Source organism: Pseudomonas sp. FH1 (assembly GCF_000510895.2).
Classification (GTDB): domain Bacteria; phylum Pseudomonadota; class Gammaproteobacteria; order Pseudomonadales; family Pseudomonadaceae; genus Aquipseudomonas; species Aquipseudomonas azotoformans_A.
This window is the reverse complement of record NZ_AOHM01000079.1, coordinates 1-573: the sequence shown is the minus strand read 5'-3', so window position 1 is coordinate 573 and position 573 is coordinate 1. Positions and strand designations below refer to the sequence as shown.

Sequence of the window (573 nt, the reverse complement as noted above, 5' to 3'; positions counted from 1 at the left end):
GTCACGCATCAGCGACAGGATGCTGCGGCTGCCCGCAGCACTACGACTTTGCGTGAATAACTCGCTCACCCGACTGCGCAACCGAAGCCGTTCGACATCAGGCGTGCGGCGCCTAAGGCGCTGGGCGTAGTAGCACGAACGGGTGACTTCAAACACCTTGCACAGCCAGTCAACCGGCTCATGGACGCTCAACTGATTGATCAGCGCGTACGCTCGTGATCTTCCGACATCAAGAGCGCGGTAGCCTTTTTTAATATCGATTTTTCCCGTTCCAGGCGGGCGATCCGGGCTTCCAACTCCTGGATTTTCTGCTGTTCCGGGGTCAGCGCTTTGCTCTGCGGGGTAACGCCTTTGCTCTCTTGTTGAACCTGGTCGACCCAACGGCGTAGTGCCGACTCGCCGACGCCGAGTGAACGGCTGGCTTCGATGTAGCTGTAGTTTTGCTTGAGCACGAGGTCGGCAGCCTCGCGTTTGAATTCAGCAGAAAAGGAACGGCGTTGTTTGGTCATTTGACACCTCGATCTGGCGAGCATTCTCGCCTAAATGGGTGTCCGGTTTCATTAGACCACTACA

1 pseudogene is annotated in these 573 nt (G+C 56.7%); it reads right to left on the bottom strand.

Annotated features, from left to right (window positions below):
* Positions 1-509: pseudogene (locus tag H096_RS33515) on the bottom strand (transposase); the annotation flags it as partial.
* Between the last annotated feature and the right edge of the window lie 64 nt (positions 510-573).